This window comes from Rhizobium sp. BK181 (genome assembly GCF_014193305.1).
In the GTDB taxonomy this organism is placed as follows: Bacteria; Pseudomonadota; Alphaproteobacteria; order Rhizobiales; family Rhizobiaceae; genus Rhizobium.
The window spans coordinates 55080-70624 of the sequence record NZ_JACHZA010000014.1 but is presented as its reverse complement, the minus strand read 5'-3'; the positions used below and the strand labels follow the sequence as shown (position 1 = coordinate 70624).

Sequence of the window (15545 nt, the reverse complement as noted above, 5' to 3'; positions counted from 1 at the left end):
ATTCCGAGACGGAATGACTAGATGGAAATTGCGCAACAGAGTTTTGCGGTGAAGCCACTGATCGCGCTCGGACCGGGGCTTATTTTGAAAAAGAGCCCACCGATCCATGCCACAGTGAGCAGTGCCGCGAGGATCAGTCAACCCGAAACGAGTGCCGATTCCTGGGGACAGGCGAGGGGGCCATTTTGGTCGTCAATCAAGGAGACGGTAGCATTCAACGGATCGATGCAAGAACCAATGAGCTGTTGGCAACGATAGAGGCGGATACAGCCGGCGGCGTTGGCGATGTCGCGGTTGGCGGCGGTTTCGGGCGCATCGCTCGCTCCCATCAACCCAGTATAAATAGTAAACCATGCCTCGCGTCGGTTGTCGGGCCGCGAGGGCAGCCAAGTCCCCGAACGGGCCGTCGAGCCCCTTGATTGACTCGGTTCATGGTTTTGGGCGAGTTGCAACATTGCAGAATAGCGACAATCCCGGAGGTGGGGTGTAGCATAGCCCTCACTGGTTGCGGTTGTCCTCGCAGTGTCTGCAGGATCGGAGGGTCTTATGAGCGGCCTCGAAGCAGTCGATAGTGTTGAGGTTCTGATCCTTGTCGATAACGCGACGGATAACCTCTCCACAGTCCCGTCATTTGTCGAGACCGAGTTTGCCGCACTGGAACGCCGACGCCGCGGAACGTGGGTTATGGGCGGGAAATGCATATGCTGCGCGGCCCATGGCCTTGCATGTCTCATTTCCGTTCGTCAGGGGAGCAACACGAGAACGATCCTGTTCGATACAGGCCCTGAAGACGGCACCTTCGAACAAAATGTCTCCCGCCTGGGAGTGGATTTCGGGCCGGTCGGTCGATGACTCGATCCTCGGGGATGGGGATTTGTCTGCGGCCCGACCCCGACCGCATGCCCGGACTTTGGCCATATGGCATCAGTCCGAGAAGGGCCTAAGATTTTAGACATCCGCTCCCGAGGATGGACGGAAGCCTGGCGGCTGGGGATCAGACATCACGCTGATGCCAGGGTTCGCTCCTGTCGCCGCGAACAGGGCGGCTCGGAAAACTGGCCGACATGGACCAGAGCCCATCCGGACGATAGCGTTCCCGGAAGGCAGGCGAATATTGAGGCTCCTGCCTGCAATGAATTCACGGAAAGCCACCAAGTGCCTGCGTCGTTCTATAATAAACCTTGGTACGTAATGAGATTTGGATGCTGAATTCTTCAATATATAGCGTTTTCAATCCGTCTAACTTATAGTTTTAAATAATCTACTTCAAGTATACATTGAGTAACTCGAAAATCTTGCTATGGTTATGCCTTCGAGCCAAAGGTAAGACTGGCCCGATGAGGGGAATATCAGGTCAATCAGCAGAACTTTCGAATGGATGTGTCTACATCCATTTTCGAGATTGGTGCGACGATGGCGATCCCCGCCGACAACTGAGCGCATCCCGGCCTGCAAAGCTGCGTCGAGCAGTTGCGGACGATGCTTCAGCGCTATGCGGACGATTGTGAAAGGGCAAGGGCCTCCTTGGGGAAGCCCGTGGCAGCCCCCGCCAATCCGATCACCGAGGAAACTGCACGCAAGATAGCGAGTACCTTGAGAAAACTGAACGGATCGCCGGTCGCGCGGTCACCATGAACAGGCCACGGTGACGCGGGATACCCGCCTCGAAGGCAGAGAGCTGTTGTAAAACAACGTTCATTCCTCCTCGGACACCGGTCGAAGAGCCTTGAGTTGGCGGTTGGGGACTGGCGATATGCCCCGATGGAACGTCGCCTTGGCAATTCTTTGGAGAAGCGTGACGTCCGCCAAGGAGAAACAGACATGAAATGTCGAGCGTTCATGTGCATGGCTGCCGCAGGTGTGGTTACCACGTTCGCAGAGCCTTCGTATGCATCAGAAGTCAGGATGGACATCTACAAGGACCCGAGTTGCGGCCACTGCGGAGCCTGGGCCGCCGCAATGGTGGATGCCGATTTCAATGTCGTCGTCCATTCCGAGGAATTCATCGTGATAAAAACCAGGCTCGGCATCCCCGAGAATATGCATGGATGCCATACAGCTGTGGTTGGCGACTACTTCTTCGAAGGCCACGTCCCATTGGAGGCTGTCGAGAGGGTCTTGAAAGAGAAGCCCCAGATTGCGGGACTTGCCGTTCCGGGCACGGCAGAGTGCTCGCTTGCAGCAGAGGACGATTCACCGGTCTACGAGGTTTTCAGCCTGAGCAAGCCTGACATGAGGCCGTCTTTGTACATGCGAATTGATGGCCGGTGATGTCGATCACACTCGAACATGGACTGCAGCGAAATTCAAAATCACGACAAAGGCTGATGTTTGCTAGCTGACCTCCGGTTTCCAAGGTCGTGCACGCGAGGCCCTGGAACAAGCGGCAGCCAGGGCCGGTTCAATCAAAGCCCTTCCGGTGACAAGAACGACATGACTACCGGGGTCTGCTCCTCCCCGGACGATGCAGCACGGGCGAGACTACCCCCGCCCGCCCTCGCGCCAAATTGGAGATCAGATCGGGGTGAGGTGTGAACTGCACGGCGATCCTCCTTTCCCAAACGAAGCGTCTTCCGCGGTAAAGGTGACAACCCCTACGTGGTTGATGCGCTCGTCTTTTCTTCCAGCAGGGCGTCGGGAATGTCGTCGAACGACGCGTAATTCAGATTGTAGAGCTTAGAATAGAGCTTGCGGTTCTTCATGAGCTGCTGGTGGTTGCCGCTCTCGATCAGTTCCCCGTTCTGCAGGACAATGATGCGATCCGCCTCGCGGATCGTCGCAAGACGGTGGGCAATGACAAGCCCCGTGCGATTTTCGAGGAGCTTGACCAGCGCCTTCTGGATCAGCATCTCGGTATAGCTGTCGATGTTGGCCGTGGCTTCGTCGAGCACCAGGATCTTAGCGTCGGCAACCAGGGCGCGGGCGAAGCTCAGGAGCTGGCGCTGGCCGAGCGAGAGATTGCCGCCGCGCTCGCCAAGCATGCTGTCGTAACCCTCAGGCAGGCGCATGACAAAATCATGCGCGCCCACCGCCTTGGCGGCCTCGATCACCTGTTCGCACGTTGCCTCCGGCTTGTGGTAGCGGATGTTTTCGAACACCGTGCCGGTAAACAGGAAGGGCTCCTGCAGAACCATGGCGATCTGGTTGCCGAGCGAATCCTGCGTCAGGTCACGCACATCATGTCCACCGACCAGCACCTGGCCCTGCTGGACATCATAGAAGCGGTGGATCAGCGACATGCAGCTCGACTTGCCGGATCCCGTTGGTCCGACAAGCGCAACCGTTTCGCCGGGGTTCACCTTGAAGCTGACGTGCTTCAGGACAGGATGTGCGGGATTGTAGCCGAAGACCACATCGCGAAACTCGACCGAACCATCCATGTCGGCGGAAAGTTCCTTCGCGTTGGGCGCATCCCTGATGTCGACCGGAACATCAAGAACCTCGGTCAGGCGCTGACCCGACGCCATGGCACGCTGCATCACCGAATACTGCAGGGTCAGAGAGCGGATCGGATCGAAGAACCGCTGAATGTAGAACAGGAAGGCGACAAGGACACCGACGTCGAGCGCCTGGTTGAGAACGCGTGCACCACCGACGACGATGACGAGCGCCATGGCGACACCGGTCAGGGTATCCACAATCGGCACCATGACCTGCGCGTAGCGGGCAGCCGTCAGGTGGGTCTTCAGGTTCGCCTTCGCCTTGTCGTCGTAGAGCATGAAGTTGACGCCCTGGCGATCCATGCTCTGGACGGCGCGAACACCGTGGATCGCTTCGGCGAGCGCCCCGTTGGCAACCGAATTAGTCTCGTGTGCCGCCATGAAGGACTTGCGCGCCAGCGGCAACCAGAAGAGGCGGACCACAAACAGGATCGGCAGCACGGACAGGGTGAGAAGGCCAAGCTTGAAGTCGAGATAGAGCATGACGAAGACGATGCCGAACAGCAGCACGATATCGCCAACCGACAGGACCGACGTTTCAAGAAACTCCTGCATCGAATTGACGTCGCCCTGCAGGCGAGACATCAGGCGTCCGACCTCGGTCTTATCCATGAAGGACAGCGAAACCCGCTGAAGATGCTGGAACATCGCCTTTCTGATGTCGAACAGGACCTCCTCGGCGACATTGCCGACCAGCGTTTCCTGGGCGTAGCTGGCGCAGTAGTTGACCAGGATCGCGGCGAGAAAGGCAATCATCGACCATCTCAGTGCCGAATGGTCCCCCTCCGCCCGCATCCCGTGGTCGATCGCATAACGGATGATCAGGGGAATCAGGAGCTGCATCGACGTAAACGTCAGCACCGCCGCCACCGAAAGCCACACCTGTCTTCGGTAGGGATGCACGAAGAACCAGATGCGCCTGATGATGTTGCCGTCGAAGGCCTTGCCGAACATCTCCTCCTCGATGCGGTGCGAGCCGACAACCGCACGCGGCGGCCGGCGTCCATCCTCGCGAACGTCGGAGCGCTCGGTTTCCAGTTCCTCGGCCATGTCATATTCCTCCCTAGGCGCTGAGGGCGTCGTCGCCCGGTCGCACCTGCAGATCATAGAGCGCCTTGTAGCGCCCGCCGGCAGCCAGCAGCGCCTGATGGGTTCCACGCTCGACAATCTCTCCGTTCTCGACAAACAGGATCTGGTCGGCATGCATGAGCGAGCTCAGCCTGTGGGCAACGATGATGGTGACGCGATCTGCCGCGTATTTGCGCATCGCCGTGCGGATGCGCTGCTCGGTCGCGGCATCGATCGCAGCGGTCGAATCGTCGAAGACCATGACGGCCGGCTTCAGCATCAGCGCCCGCGCGATCGTCAGGCGCTGGCGCTGCCCGCCGGAGAGCGAAACACCGCGCTCGCCGACGACCGTGGTATAGCCCGTCGGTAGGCCGAGAACGTAGTTGTGGAGCTGGGCGCTTTCGCTGGCGCGCTCGATGCGGCTCTCCTTGGCCCAGGGATCGCCATAGGCGATGTTGTTTTCGATCGAGGTAGTGAACAGGAAGGAATCCTGCTGCACGACGGCGACCGACCGGCGAAGCGACTGCAGGGTCGCCTTCCTGATGTCCTGGCCGTCGATTGTGATCCTGCCTTCCGTGACGTCGTAAAAGCGCGGGATGAGATGGGCGAGCGTCGACTTGCCGCTGCCGGGCGGGCCAACGATGCCGATGGTTTCGCCGCGCCTTGCCTCGAAGGAGACGTTGGTGAGGACGCCGTGCATCGGCGAGCTGGGGTAGGCAAAGCTTACCTTCTCGAAGCGAAGCGTTCCCTCCGATATCAACAGATCCTTCGCGTCGGGCGCATCGCGCACCGCAACCTCGAGATCGAGCAGGTTGAAGAGCCTAGTCCCGCAGGTCGACGCGCGGGCAAAGGCGTTCACCATCAGGCCAAGCTGGCGGACAGGCATCTGCAGGATCGTCATGAAGGTCAGGAAGGATGCAAGTGTACCGACGGTGATCTCGCCCGACACGACCTTGCCGCCACCGATCCACAGGACGAGGCCCATCGCCGCAAAGAAGGAGAAGGTCATCGCACTGGTGTTGATGACGCGGATGCCGACACGCTGGTGGGCGAGCGCCAGGGCATTCTTCGAGGCCGTCTCGAACTTCATCATTTCGTGCGCCTGGGCGGCGAAGGCCCGAACCACCCTGATACCGCCGAGATTTTCCTCCATGATCCGTGTCAAGACGGAAAGCCGCTCCTGCAGATCGAGCCAGGTCGCGCGCAGCCGCAACTGCGTGACCGAAGAGCGCCAGGCGACAAAAGGCACGAAGCTCAGCGCCAGCAGGCCGAGCAAGAGGTCTGTGGTCAGAAGCATGTAGGCGCCGATGCCGATCAGCATGGTCAGAAGCACCATGCGAACCAGGGCGGTCGAGAAATACATGCGCACGCCTTCAAGGTCGAGCAGGCCGACCGTGATCAGGTCGCCCGAGTGGACGCTGTCATGGAAGCTGAAGGAAAGCCGCTGGATCTTCTCGTAGCAGGCAAGCCTGAGCTCGTAGCCCATATGATGGCCGACACTCTCGCTGTAGTAGTTCTGGACCATCGTGAAGAGGCCGCGAAGGACGCTGGCGCCCAGGAGCAGAAGCGCCGTCGTCAAAAGCGCATCCTGTGCCACCTGTCCCGCCTGGCCGCCAGCCATTGCAACCTGGGTGTGATCGACCGCCTGGCCAAGCAGGCGCGGGATCATCAGCTGGAATGTCGAGGCAACAAGGGTGGCACTGATCGCAAGGCCAGATTGCCAGGGATGGCGAAACGCCATGACGGTAATGCGGACCAGCGTGAAGAGGCCCTTGCCCCAGCCCGCCGCGGTCGCCTTCGCCATCGAGGCGGATGGCTTCGTCGTGCGTGTTAAAGCATCGCTGCTCACGGTGATGTTCCAATACAGAGGTGTGGTCGGACGCCTGTCCGAACGAGCGGAATCCATGAAGGGATTGATTAGCACCCTTACTTTTGCCGATTCCTTTGGGCCCTTCAAGTCAAGAATTCACCAGTTGGTTATTTTATCGTGAGTAGCAGGCTGGCTTCGCACGGCTCCGATCAGAGCAACCGTAAACGACAAATTGCCATGACATCTCAGTCACTTGGCGTTTCCATTGCGCAGGCGGGGGAACAAAGGGCTTGCCAAAATGCTCTTTTGAAGCTCTCATACACGACCAGTTTGATAGACTATGGGCGGCTTAGAACCGCGGGAACAAAACCGGCGCGGATTGTCCGCGTTGCAACCAATCGAGACACGATGCGCAAAATCGCAGGGGAGTTGAGATGACGGTTCATGGCCTGTTTTCCTCGAAATCATCGGCGGCAGCACGAGCGTCCGCCATCCCGCGCATCGCCGTTGTCGGGCGCGGTTTTTCCGGAATGATGACGGCGATCGCGCTGATGAAGAGGGTGCGCACGCCCTTTCACCTGCAACTCTTCGACCCCAACTCCTCCGTGAGCGGCGGACAGGCGCTCTCCTCGTCGCGTGCCTCGACGATCCTCAATACGCGCGTTCGCGATCTCTCGGTCTCGACAGGCGACGCGGATGACTTCAACGACTGGCTCTGTAGCAACGCGGAATTCCGTGCCGCGGTACCCGCGGCCATCCCGGGGTTCCGCCAGATCTTCGTGCCGAAGACCATTTTCAGCGATTATGTCTATCAGCGCTTTTCGGAAGCACTCTCCGCCCGCAAGGATATCACCGTCCAGGTCTGCCCGGAACCGGTCGTGGCCATCAGGCGCACGCACGGCGCCCGCTATCTGCTCGAGAGCGCCAACCCCTCCAATCCGCTCTTCGATGTGGTCATTCTCGCGACCGGCTACGGATTGCCGGAGGCCGATTATGTCCAGGAAGAGCCTTCGCCGGTGAGGGCCCGGCGCCTGGTGGGGCGTCCCCACACGGTCCTGCTTGGAAGCGGCATCAGGGTCGTCGATCAGCTTCTGCAATTGCGCGATGCCGGCTATGACGGTCAGGTGACCATCCTCTCCCGGCACGGATTCCTGCCGCAGAGCCACACACCGAATTCCGCCGATCCGGTTTTTCCGGCCGACGCAATGCCGTCGAATCTGGCCGACATCCTGCGCTTCATCCGCAAGGCCTGCCGCGAGGCGGAGGCCGATGGCCGCAGCTGGCAATCGGTCATGAACGGCTTGCGCAAGCATGCCCGCTCGCTGTGGCGCGCCCTGCCAGCCCGCGAGAAGCAGCAGTTCAACCGGCATTTGCGGGCGATCTATGACAGCCATCGCAACCGGCTGCCGGAGGCAATTCACGCCCGCCTGCAGGGGGAACTCGCCAGTGGCAACACGGTTCTGCGTCGCGGCACCGTCGGTCGCCGGGGCCTGGGGGGCGTGTTTTTCCGGCCCGCCGGTTCAGGCATGGATGAGACCGTGCATGCCGAGCGTATCCTCGATTGCCGCTGCCGGGGGCCGCAGTTGGCTTCACCCCTGATTGCAAGCCTGCTTAACGAGGGATTGGCGCTGCCTGACGAGTTGTCGCTCGGTCTTGCCGTCGACCAGCGCGGGAGCCCCTGGCTCGACGACGGGTCTGTGGTCGAGGATCTGTTTGCCGTCGGCCCCCTTGGTCTCGGCAGTCTGCCCGACATCGATCTGGTTCCGGAGATCGTCACCCAGGCCTACGCGGTCGCTGAACACGTCGCCGAGCGTGTCTATCCCTGCAGCCGGGCAATCTGATCAGGCCTTTTGCGCCCTGCGCTCGCCTCTGAGCACGAAGACAAGCAGTCCCGCAGACATGAGGGCCAGGGCAAACCAGGTGATCGCATAGACAAGGTGATTGTTCGGGAAGGCGACCTGTGTCAGCCCGCCGACAGGCAATCCGCCTGGATTGGGCGTCGCGTCCGCGTCTATGAAATAGGGCGCAACACCATCGACGCCGCGCCAATCAGCAATCGCGGCCACGTCGCGCGAATACCAGCGGTCGTTCGCCGGATCGTTGGACCTCAGCCACGTGCCTTTCGGCTCTGCTATCCTGAGCAGTCCGGTGACGACAACCGGCGTCGACACCTGGCCATCGATGCGTGTCGAGGGATCGCGTCGGTCCGTCGGGACGAAGCCACGGTTGACCAGGACGACGGTGTCGTCGGTCCGCCTGAGCGGTGTCAGGACCCAGTAGCCAGGGCCGAGTGTCGTCGACGCATAGACCAGTGTCTCCCTGTCATTGTCGAGCATTCCTTTAACCGTCACGCGCCGATATTCGTCATTGGCGCGGTTGACCTTGCCCCACTCGGCCTGCGCCGGGGCGCCAACCGGTTCTGCGTGGACGCGGGCATCGACGCGCGCAATCAGATCCCGCTTCCAGGCCAGCCGCTCGACCTGCCAGATTCCGAGCGCGATCAGCGCGCCGGTCAGCGTCACCAGCAGGCCGCAGAAGATCGCGATGCCTGCGGCGCTGTGCCGTTTTTGTGTCCTGTCTGGGAAGGTGTCGGCCATGCCAGAAACAAACCTGGCGGGCGGCTGAGCACCGCCCGCTCCTGCCATTACGGCATGTTCTTCATCATTTCGGGGGTCATCGGCATCATGTTCGTGTTCAGATGATGCATGACCCAGAGGGAGCCCGCGAGCGCGATCGCCACGATCAGCAGGGTGAAGATCAGCGCCATCATCGTCCAGCCGCCTTCCGACTGCGGATTCATGTGGAGGAAGAAGATCATGTGAACGACGATCTGGACAGCCGCCAGGCCCATGACCCAGGCGGCGGTGACGGTCGAGCTCTCGAAGACGTCGGCCATGACGAGCCAGAACGGAATTGCAGTCAGGATGATCGAGAGCACGAAGCCGATCATGTAGCTCCTGAAGGTCCCGTGGGCGGCCTCATGCCCGTGGCTGTGGCCGTGATGGGCCTCGTGAGCGTCCTCGGTTGCGGGTGCGTGAGTGGTCATCCGAGAACTCCCATAAGGTAGACGAAGGAGAAGACGCCGATCCAGACGACGTCGAGGAAGTGCCAGAACATCGACAGGCACATCAGGCGGCGACGATTTTCCGGGATCAGACCGTGCATCGACACCTGCACCATCAGCGTGACAAGCCAGACGATGCCGAAGGTGACGTGCAGGCCGTGCGTACCGACCAGCGTGAAGAAGCACGACAGGAACGCGCTGCGGGTCGGGCCGGCACCCTCGTGGATCAGGTGCGCGAACTCGTAGAGTTCAAGCCCGAGGAAGGCCAGGCCGAACGCGCCGGTGACACCGAGCCAGAACAGTGTCTCGGTCTTGGCTTTGCGCTCCATCTGCAGCATTGCGAAGCCGTAGGTGATGGACGACAGCAGCAGCATCGAGGTGTTGATCGCCACCAGCGGCAGATCGAAGAGATCGGCCGGCGAGGGACCGGCCGCATAATTGCGGCCGAGAACGCCATACGTCGCAAAAAGCACCGCGAAAATGAGGCAGTCGCTCATCAGATACAGCCAGAAGCCCAGCATCGTGCTGCCTTCCGGATGATGATCCTCGGTCAGATAGAATTCAGGCTTGTTGGCCTTGTCGATGGCAGTATCGCTCATGGTCTTACACCTGCTCGGCAAGCAGCGCCGTCCGCTTGCCCTCTGTTTCGGTGACTTCCGCCGCTGGGATGTAGAAGTCGCGCCTGTAGTTGAAGGTATGGCCGATCGATACGGCGATCATGGCGACAAAGGACAGGACGGCAAGCCACCACATGTACCAGATGAGGCCAAAGGCCAGCCCGATGCTGAGAACGCCCAGAATGACGCCGGTGCCGGTGTTCTTCGGCATGTGGATCGGCTTGAAGCCTTCCAGCGGACGGGCATAGCCGCGCGCCTTCATGTCGTACCAGGAATCATGGTCGTGCACGACCGGCGTGAACGCGAAGTTGTAATCTGGAGGCGGAGACGAGGTCGACCATTCGAGCGTACGGCCGTCCCATGGATCACCCGTCGTATCGCGCAGTTCCTCGCGCTTGAAGAAGCTGACGACGAGCTGGATGATGAAGCTTGCAATGCCGATGGCGATCAGCACGGCACCAAAGGCAGCAATGATGAACCAGATCTGCAAGGACGGATCCTCGAACTGCGAGACACGGCGCGTCACGCCCATCAGGCCGAGCACGTAGAGCGGCATGAAGGCGAAATAGAAGCCGATCAGCCAGAACCAGAAGGACATCTTGCCCCAGAACGGGTCGAGCTTGTAGCCGAATGCCTTCGGGAACCAGTAGGTGACGCCCGCCATCAGGCCGAACACCACGCCGCCGATGATGACGTTGTGGAAATGGGCAATCAGGAAGAGAGAGTTGTGCAGCACGAAGTCGGCTGGCGGTACCGCCAGAAGAACGCCGGTCATGCCGCCGATGACGAAGGTGACCATGAAGCCGATTGTCCACAGCATCGGCACTTCATAGCGAATCCGACCGCGGTACATCGTGAACAGCCAGTTGAACATCTTCGCTCCTGTCGGGATCGAGATGATCATCGTGGTGATCCCGAAGAACGAGTTCACGCTCGCACCCGACCCCATCGTGAAGAAGTGGTGCAGCCAGACGAGGTAGGACAGGATCATGATGACGCAGGTGGCGTAGACCATCGACGCGTAACCGAAGAGACGCTTGCCGCAGAAGGTAGCCACGACCTCCGAGAAGATGCCGAACGCCGGCAGCACCAGGATGTAGACCTCCGGATGGCCCCAGATCCAGATGAGATTGATGTACATCATCGGATTGCCGCCGAGGTCATTCGTGAAGAAGTTCGTGCCGGCATAGCGGTCGAGGGACAACAGTGCCAGCGTCGCCGTCAGTATCGGGAAGGTGGCGACGATCAGGATGTTGGTGCAGAGCGAGGTCCAGGTGAAGACGGGCATCTTCATGAAGCTCATCCCGGGTGCGCGCATCTTGACGATGGTCGCAATCAGGTTGATGCCCGACAACGTCGTGCCGACACCGGCAACCTGCAGTCCCCAGATATAATAGTCGACACCGACACCCGGGCTGTAGTCGGCTCCCGACAGGGGCGGATAGGCGAGCCAGCCGGTCTGGGCGAATTCGCCGACGAAGAGCGAGATCATGATGATGATCGCGCCGGCCGTCGTCATCCAGAACGAGAAATTGTTGAGGAACGGGAAGGATACGTCGCGGGCACCGATCTGCAGCGGCACGACGAGGTTCATCAGCCCGGTGACGAACGGCATTGCCATGAAGAAGATCATGATGACGCCGTGGGCGGTAAAGACCTGGTCGTAGTGATGGGGAGGCAGGTAGCCGGCCGAGCCGTTGAAGGCAAGCGCCTGCTGCAGGCGCATCATGATGGCGTCGGAGAAACCGCGCAGCAGCATGATGAGGGCGAGGATGACGTACATGATGCCGATCTTCTTATGATCGACGCTTGTCAGCCACTCGCGCCAGAGGTAGCCCCAGAGCTTGAAGTACGTGACAACACCCAGAAGCGCGATGCCGCCAAGCGCGACGACCGCAAAGGTCACGACCAGGATCGGCTCGTGGTAGGGGATCGATTCTAGGGTCAACCGACCGAAGATGAACTTCAGGAGGTCAGGATTCGAAAACATGGATTAACCCGTTCATTGATGTCGTATCGACGCAAAGCGCCAGGTCTTAGTTGTTGTCTGGTTGCGCGGGCGCCGCAGCACCGCCGGTCCCGTGATCCATGCCGGGCATCGCGTGCCCGTCATGCTGCATGTCCTGCGCACCCGGCGCGCCTTGCGTCGCCGGCGCTCCTTGCGTGCCGCTTCCGCCTTCAGCGCCGGCCGGCGTAGCTTCCTCGGGCTTTACCTCTTCAGCGCCGGAACCTTCGCCCGCCACCGGATGCATGCCGCCGAGATGACGGTCGTCGTAGCGCAGCTTTTCGCGATTTTCGGCGCTTTCCTTGCCGCCGCCGCCCATCCTGTCGATGTGCATCATCTCGTTCATGCACATCTTGCCGGGGGCCGCGCACATGTTGAGGATGGCGTCAAAGAGATCCTTGTCGACCGACGAGAAGTAGCGAACCGGCTCCCTCTCGCTCGGCCGCTCGAGCTTCAGATAGGTATCACGGTTCAGCGCCGTGCCCTTTTCCTTGACCTGCGCGACCCATTGGTCGAAGCCCTGCTGGTTCACACCATGGAACTTGAAGCGCATATGGGAAAAACCTGCGCCACTGTAGTTGGCCGAAAAGCCGTCGAAGACGCCTTCCTCGTTGATGACCGCGTGCAGCCTGGTCTCCATGCCGGGCATGGCGTAGATCTGGCCGGCGAGCGCGGGAACGTAGAAGGAGTTCATCACCGACGAGGAAGTGATCCTGAAGCTGATCGGGACGTCGACAGGGGCGGCCATTTCATTGACGGTCGCAATACCGAGCTCGGGATAGAAGAACAGCCATTTCCAGTCGAGTGCCACGACCTCGACGGTCAGCGGCTTGGCATCGGCAGGAACGGCGCGCTCGGCGTCGATCCGGTCCAGCGGACGGAAGGGATCGAGCTTGTGCGTGCTGATCCAGGTGATCGCGCCGAGAGCAATGATGATGGCCAGCGGCGCCGACCAGATGATGACTTCAAGACGTGTGGAGTGGTGCCATTCGGGATCGTAGGTGGCGGTCGTGTTGGACCGGCGGTAACGCCAGGCAAAAAAGAAGATCAGGAAGATGACCGGGACGATGATGAGCAGCATCAGGACCGTCGATACGATGATCAGGTCACGCTGCTGGATTGCGATATCGCCCGATGGCGACATGACCACCAAATTGCACCCTGCCAGCGTCAAAAGCAGGGGCAGAATAAGGAGATGGCGGGAAAACCTTGGCAGTTTTTGCACGTCTCTATGCTCTTGTTGTTTCATCCAAACCGCGACTAAAGCACTGTACCTGATAGCAACATGAGGTGTTTGGTCGCAGTGCAGCACAAATTGCCGCACTGCGGGATAAGCAACGTGGCGCAGGATGTCAAAACCCGATCTGGGCTCGAAAGCGTTTTGCGCGAGATCATTTTGAGGGGCTAATATAACCGGGAACCCCGATCATGCCAGCTTTCCCGCGCCGATTTCTCCGCAGCGGGCGCCATTTTTCGCGGGCTTTCGATTTTCAGCCCACGGGATGAACTATTTAGCGCCTCCGGACTTGATTAGCGCGGTCGTTTGATCAAGATCGCTAGTGAGGCGCTTTGCCACAGGAGTGCCTCAACGAGGGAGGCATAGCATGGCAGGTACCACGACCCAGTACGGCCCATCGTCGACATCGATGGAGCAGGATGCGCGCCGCATCCACGCCGACAAGCCGGTTTCACCCGGCAGTATCGCAATCGGCGTCGTCATCGGGCGCATGTCCGAATTCTTCGACTTTTTCGTCTACGGCCTGGCATCCGTGCTGGTCTTTCCACAGCTTGTGTTTCCCTTCGCGCCCGACAGACTGACGGCGACACTCTATTCTTTTGCGCTGTTTTCACTTGCATTCCTGGCACGACCGGTCGGATCGGTCGTGTTCATGACGATCGATCGCATCTACGGGCGCGGTGTCAAGCTGACGATCGCGCTCTTCCTGCTGGGGGGCTCGACGGCCTCAATAGCCTTCCTGCCCGGCTATGCCGAGATCGGCGCATGGTCGATCGCGCTGCTCGCGCTCTTCCGGCTCGGCCAGGGCTTTGCCCTTGGCGGTGCATGGGACGGCCTTGCCTCGCTGCTTGCACTCAACGCGCCCCCGAACCATCGCGGCTGGTATGCGATGATCCCGCAGCTCGGCGCCCCGATCGGCTTTGCGCTCGCAAGCGCGCTCTTCGGATACTTCATCGCGAACCTCTCCAGCGAGGATTTCCTGAGCTGGGGCTGGCGCTTTCCGTTCTTCGTCGCCTTCGCCATCAACGTCGTCGCACTGTTTGCGCGGCTCCGCCTTGTCATGACGCCCGAGTTCGGCACTGCCCTGGAGCAGCATGAACTCGAGGCCGCACCGATCCACTCCGTGCTGCGCGTTCATGGTCGCGACATCCTGCTTGGCGCTTTCGTGCCGCTCGCAAGCTTCGCCATGTTCCACCTCGTCACCATCTTCCCGCTTGGCTGGACGTCGCTCTATGGCACCCAGCCGGTCGGAGCCTTCATGGTGGTCCAGATCGTCGGCGCCGTCGTTGGCTTGATCGCCATCATCGTCTCCGGCATGATCGCCGATCGGATCGGCAGGCGCGCCCAGCTTGCCATCTGTGCCGTCTTGATCGCGGTCTTCAGCTTCGTGGGTCCATACCTTATCGCAGCCGGCCCGAAGGGGCTGGATGCCTTCGTGATCATCGGTTTCGGAGTTCTTGGCTTGTCATTCGGCCAGGCAACGGGTTCGATTTCATCGCGGTTCGGCAGGGGCTACCGTTATACCGGTGCAGCCTTTACCTCCGACCTCGCCTGGCTTGTTGGCGCGGGCTTCGCGCCACTCGTTGCCCTGACGCTCTCGAGCCGCTTCGGCTTGCCCTTCGTCGGCTATTACCTACTTTCAGGCGCCATCTGCACGCTCGCTGCCCTCGCATTCAGCAGGGCACTGGAACAGCGCGACTGAGCACTCGCCGCGCAGGCACCAGAAAGACCCGCTTCGCAGTCGCGAGGCGGGTCTTTTCAATTGACCAGTGCTGTTGAGCGGATCGGCCGGAGGCGACTACATCGCCGCAGCTTGCGTCTGCTTGGCTGAGCGCGCAGCCGTCAGTTCCGCTGTCGTGTGATTGAGGCGGTCGGCGAGCACGCGCATGATCTCGACTGCCATCTCGGGGAAATCGCTGAGCAGCTTCAGAAAGTGTTCCTTGCTGATGCGCAGGACCTCCAGCGACGAGGTGGCGCGCACCGTCGCGGTACGGGAAACGTCGCACAGGATCGCAATTTCGCCGACGATGGAGTTCAGTTCCACATCGGCGACCTTGATATCGCCGGCCGGCGAGTGAACGAGGATGTCGGCGGTACCTGACAAGATGACGTAGGCTGCATCACCCGGATCACCCTGATGGAAAAGATCCTGCCCGGCCTTGTATGACATTCGATCGGATGTGAAAGCCAACAACTTGAGTTTTGCCGGCGCAATCCTTGAAAAGATTGGCACGCGCCGCAGCATTTCGACTTCATCTCTCAAGAGCATATACGTACTACCCCTGCCGCACTTCTCCGGTGCGC

The 15545-nt window shown here is 60.3% G+C and carries 12 protein-coding genes; 4 read left to right on the top strand and 8 right to left on the bottom strand.

Annotated elements, in window-relative coordinates:
• Positions 1-546 precede the first annotated feature (546 nt).
• The gene (locus FHT77_RS24080; RefSeq protein WP_183757347.1) at positions 547-852 is read left to right on the top strand and encodes a hypothetical protein; all 306 of its coding nucleotides are present in this window, start codon (positions 547-549) and stop codon (positions 850-852) included.
• Positions 853-1845: 993 nt separating this feature from the next.
• Positions 1846-2271, top strand: coding sequence for a DUF411 domain-containing protein (locus tag FHT77_RS24075; protein ID WP_246712749.1), 426 nt, complete (start codon positions 1846-1848; stop codon positions 2269-2271).
• A gap of 323 nt (positions 2272-2594) precedes the next feature.
• On the opposite strand, the gene FHT77_RS24070 is transcribed toward FHT77_RS24075, so the two are convergent.
• Together FHT77_RS24070 and FHT77_RS24065 are read right to left on the bottom strand one after the other, a co-directional pair.
• Positions 2595-4490 carry an ABC transporter ATP-binding protein gene (locus tag FHT77_RS24070; RefSeq protein WP_183757346.1) on the bottom strand — a complete coding sequence of 632 codons (1896 nt, stop codon included), beginning with the start codon at positions 4488-4490 and terminating at the stop codon, positions 2595-2597.
• Positions 4491-4503: 13 nt separating this feature from the next.
• On the bottom strand, positions 4504-6312 hold the full coding sequence (locus FHT77_RS24065) for an ABC transporter ATP-binding protein (RefSeq protein WP_183757402.1): 1809 nt from the start codon (positions 6310-6312) through the stop codon (positions 4504-4506).
• 440 nt (positions 6313-6752) lie between these two features.
• Here FHT77_RS24065 and FHT77_RS24060 point away from each other — a divergent pair, with 440 nt between their 5' ends.
• A complete protein-coding gene (locus FHT77_RS24060; RefSeq protein WP_183757345.1) occupies positions 6753-8159 on the top strand; it encodes an FAD/NAD(P)-binding protein in 1407 nt (468 codons plus the stop codon).
• On the opposite strand, the gene FHT77_RS24055 is transcribed toward FHT77_RS24060, so the two are convergent.
• Genes FHT77_RS24055 through cyoA form a run of 5 tightly spaced genes read right to left on the bottom strand, consistent with a single transcriptional unit; the run spans position 8160 to position 13229 of the window.
• Positions 8160-8915 (bottom strand): SURF1 family protein, encoded by a 756-nt coding sequence (locus tag FHT77_RS24055; RefSeq protein WP_183757344.1) that lies wholly within the window; start codon positions 8913-8915, stop codon positions 8160-8162.
• Positions 8916-8962: 47 nt separating this feature from the next.
• Positions 8963-9364 carry a cytochrome o ubiquinol oxidase subunit IV gene (gene cyoD / locus FHT77_RS24050; RefSeq protein WP_028827810.1) on the bottom strand — a complete coding sequence of 134 codons (402 nt, stop codon included), beginning with the start codon at positions 9362-9364 and terminating at the stop codon, positions 8963-8965.
• Positions 9361-9981 (bottom strand): cytochrome o ubiquinol oxidase subunit III, encoded by a 621-nt coding sequence (cyoC, locus tag FHT77_RS24045; protein WP_183757343.1) that lies wholly within the window; start codon positions 9979-9981, stop codon positions 9361-9363. The genes cyoD and cyoC overlap by 4 nt, the downstream gene beginning before the upstream one ends.
• Positions 9982-9985: 4 nt before the next feature.
• A complete protein-coding gene (gene cyoB / locus FHT77_RS24040) occupies positions 9986-11989 on the bottom strand; it encodes a cytochrome o ubiquinol oxidase subunit I (RefSeq protein ID WP_028827812.1) in 2004 nt (667 codons plus the stop codon).
• Positions 11990-12035: 46 nt separating this feature from the next.
• A complete protein-coding gene (gene cyoA, locus FHT77_RS24035; RefSeq protein WP_183757342.1) occupies positions 12036-13229 on the bottom strand; it encodes a ubiquinol oxidase subunit II in 1194 nt (397 codons plus the stop codon).
• A gap of 379 nt (positions 13230-13608) precedes the next feature.
• Between cyoA and FHT77_RS24030 the strand changes: the two genes are divergently transcribed.
• A complete protein-coding gene (locus FHT77_RS24030; protein WP_183757341.1) occupies positions 13609-14943 on the top strand; it encodes an MFS transporter in 1335 nt (444 codons plus the stop codon).
• A 96-nt stretch (positions 14944-15039) separates the two neighbouring features.
• Here the strand turns inward: FHT77_RS24030 and FHT77_RS24025 are convergent, their stop codons facing one another.
• Entirely contained in the window at positions 15040-15510 is a 471-nt protein-coding gene (locus tag FHT77_RS24025) for a cyclic nucleotide-binding domain-containing protein (protein ID WP_028827815.1), read from the bottom strand.
• Between the last annotated feature and the right edge of the window lie 35 nt (positions 15511-15545).